Source organism: Streptomyces sp. NPDC002845 (assembly GCF_053591955.1).
The window spans coordinates 1-3,225 of record NZ_JBSFUU010000193.1 but is presented as its reverse complement, the minus strand read 5'-3'; the positions used below and the strand labels follow the sequence as shown (position 1 = coordinate 3,225).

At 57.3% G+C, this 3,225-nt stretch carries 4 protein-coding genes and 1 pseudogene; all 5 read right to left on the bottom strand.

The features are described 5' to 3' along the window. Positions 1-79: 79 nt before the first annotated feature. The 5 genes and pseudogenes from ACWD3C_RS48175 to ACWD3C_RS48155 all read right to left on the bottom strand — a co-directional run bounded on the left by ACWD3C_RS48175 (position 80) and on the right by ACWD3C_RS48155 (position 3,043). Entirely contained in the window at positions 80-553 is a 474-nt protein-coding gene (locus tag ACWD3C_RS48175) for a hypothetical protein (protein WP_451155116.1), read from the bottom strand. 438 nt (positions 554-991) lie between these two features. Then, entirely contained in the window at positions 992-1,447 is a 456-nt protein-coding gene (locus ACWD3C_RS48170) for a hypothetical protein (protein ID WP_451155114.1), read from the bottom strand. 311 nt (positions 1,448-1,758) lie between these two features. Next, positions 1,759-1,974: pseudogene (locus ACWD3C_RS48165) on the bottom strand (polymorphic toxin-type HINT domain-containing protein); the annotation flags it as partial. A 76-nt stretch (positions 1,975-2,050) separates the two neighbouring features. Next, complete coding sequence (locus ACWD3C_RS48160) at positions 2,051-2,398, bottom strand: hypothetical protein (RefSeq protein ID WP_451155112.1); 348 nt, start codon at positions 2,396-2,398, stop codon at positions 2,051-2,053. Positions 2,399-2,641: 243 nt separating this feature from the next. Further along, positions 2,642-3,043: a hypothetical protein gene (locus ACWD3C_RS48155; RefSeq protein WP_451155110.1), complete on the bottom strand. Its 402-nt coding sequence runs from the start codon at positions 3,041-3,043 to the stop codon at positions 2,642-2,644. Positions 3,044-3,225 lie beyond the last annotated feature (182 nt).

The window sequence follows — 3,225 nt, the reverse complement described above, 5'->3', positions numbered from 1 at the left end:
ACAAACGTTCATGATCGCGGTGGCCGTCCTCATGCCCTCACCCACCCCGGCAAGGCGCTGACCAGTGCAGACGTCGGAACTACAGCTGCCGTGTCAGCTCCCGAAACCGCACAGCTTCGTCTCCGACCTCTGGGGCCTCCTCCACTTTGATGGCCGCCGTGAACTCCCCTACGAAGCCCTCGCCTTCGTAGGAGCGGCATGTACGAAGTGCCTGTTTGAGCTCGGTGAAGGCTCCCAGGGCCTCACCGTCCTCGTAAGCGGCGACGGTCGAGGAACCTGGATAGATGTCGCCTTCCCAGTTGAAGAGCTGAGACACCACAGCAGACGCGCTCACACCGCTACGGACATCGAGCATGGTCTGGCAAACAGGGTCCGAAACCGGCGGAAAGGAAGACCCGTCGCCCTCAGCAGACACTGGTTCTTGTACACCCATCCCACCCTCGCGGGCCTGCGGCACCTCACCGTCCTTGAACATGAGTGCCTTCAGCTGCACCGTCGTCAGCGGCACGAACGGGGCCTTGGTGGCCGATGCTGTTGGCTGCTCCGTTCGCATTGCCGGCTGCGCCTTGGGGTCTGCGGCACACCCGGAAGTGACAAGACCCCCGAAAATGGCTGCGAGCGTTGCCGACACAAATCTTGATACGCGGGTATGCATAAGTTTCCCCCCCCCGAAGGAATCCCTTGGCCGACCCATCGAAGTTCGGCCACTTGAGAAAATCCCAGACTTCCGTCTGCAACAAACCCCCCTCGCTCAACGAAAGAGGAGAATGCAGGGGTGGTCCGGATTTAACGCCAGGTCCACTTCACAGGCTATAGTGCCCGACCCAACATGGATTTCGAGCACGTAGCTTTCTTCCAGATATATAGAAAGCTGGCAGGCCTATTCCCCTGTAGTCAATCACACCAAATCCCATTCAATGGACGTATGACCACCAAGACTCCTATTATAGGACCTTGATCCGATTTCCATTCTTGCCGATGAGACGCACAGTTACTCCCACGTCACCGATAGATCCGCAGCGATGACGAAGATCGAACCACACGTGAAGGAAATTTCATGAGCGAAACCAGACGGATGCGGAAGCGCCTCATCCAATTGCAGAGCACCCAAACGGGGCAGCATGCCATCCGATTCTGCCGCATCCACATGGAGAGCTTGAACATCTGAATATTGGATGCGCAAACCACTTACGTGCTTCCATTCATTCGGCGCAAGGATCAATTCAAGCGAGATCACCCCTTCGCCATCCACAAGAGTCGCCTCGCTAAGAGCAAGATCTTTGACGCACCGAGGACTTCGAAAGTCATAGTGCTCTGGATCTGTGGCGAACGCCGCCACACCAGCAGGAAGGCTCTCCGCGATTCGCGGAAGCGCATCTAGATATTTCTGCGGATCCAGGTGGTATCCGTATCGATCCAACAACGGCTCCACTCGCACGTATTTCATCAGCAGCCACCAGTGATACGCGGACGCTTCCAGCTGTCGCCCTTGATGTTCTCAGTCCCCTTGGGAGCAATTCGACCAGCTGCCCGCATCTCCCCCACAGCCAGCCCCTTGAGATTGTTGTAGACATCTTACGGGACAGTAACGTCGGCACTCTTTCCATGCTTCAGGAACCAGCCATTACTCCCGAAGATCCCGACTTCCTTGCCTCGATGGTAGACATGAACCTCAAAGTCCGCTTGGCCACCGATGTTAATTCGGTCGAGACGCCCGGTATATCCGCTCCCGAAGCTCAGAGGATCCTTCGCCCCACCGGCATTGTGCACGAGGACCGGGATCTCGCCCGCGAGCACATAGTACGTGTGGAGGTCATTGACGGTAAGGTTGTAGGTCGTCGCGTGCTGAGTATAAACGCGGTTGCCTGTGACGATGACGGTTTCGCCCTCGTCGGTAAGCAGGGCCATACCCGGCTTGAGGCCTCCTGCCTCGCCCCAGTCACCCTCGGACGGTGGCCAGAAGGGGTGCTCGTAGGGAAACAGCTGCGCGGCGGCGCCGGGGCATCCTCCGCCGTGCACACGTCTCCCTCAACTCGTCAGTGGTTTGAACCTATCCGTCAATTCCGTAGACCACTTGATCCTGCGGGTCATAGGCGGTTAGCCCATACCTCGACGCCAAGTCAAGTAGAACCGAGGAGACTTCACTGGAACGCGACCAGGAGATAGCGGAAATTACACACTCACTGGTGACATAAAGAGGAGAGGCCCACGGCGACTCATTCATGTTCTCCTCAGTGAGATCCGGAAATGCAGAGATCGCAGCTTGACAGAAATCTTCAATAGCTGGGCTCTCTTCGACGACCCCGGTAAGCCCATCCGTCAACTGACCATATACCTGGGCAGCCCCCTCTGAGGTTGGAACCGATTTCTGATACCAAAAGATCAGATCAAAGCTCACCCTTGCTCCCTTCACGGAGCCACCGTGCCCGGGTCCCGCACTCCACCAGGGCCAAGACCCTCACCCGCGGGTAGGTGGAGGTCCTGCGGCTGCGGAAGTAGCCGAAGAACGCGGCATTGGCGGGCACCCGCTCCAGCCCCTGCCATGGCATCGCTGCGCAGCCTCGCCAATGCCGCCGCTGCCCGCCGAAGACGCCCACTCCATCGACCGCTCCTTCACAGACCCTCGAACAGAACCCCTCCCTCATTCCCTCCAGTCAGGCGCACGAGTCACCCTTTCAGTAACTTCTTTGAGGAAGAAGAATTCAGATCCAATTTCAGTCATGACGCTTTCGTTCTGCATCACCAATTCGCTCTCGCGCCACGCGAGAGGGTCTGAAGTTACGTCTACAATCCAACCGCTTCCAACCCTCTCTACGGACGCACTCTCAATACGCTCGAACTTTTGCGATCCAATCAATTCAACATACTTCTCACCGAAGTAGTTGACTGAGAAGAGTCCGGGGAGGGATCGTGAGAAATCCCTGCCAACAGCCCGGATACTAGGCGTCTCCTCCATTACTTTGGCCCAGTATTCAGACTTGCTGTAGACGGCTCCCCAAAGTGGGTTCATCGCTGCGCAAACTTCACCGAAGAGCGAGCGCATCCAATTGGCTTGCGGCCTGTCAGCCACCTTCTTTCGGAGTGCTGTAAAGCTGATCCCGTTACTCAACAGCAGCTTGCCGCCAACGCGAGCTACTGATCTTAAATTCCTGAGGTAGACCTGGCGACAGCTGATGATCCATCAGGTATGCCGGTGGTATGCGGTACGCGACGGGTGGCGGGCTG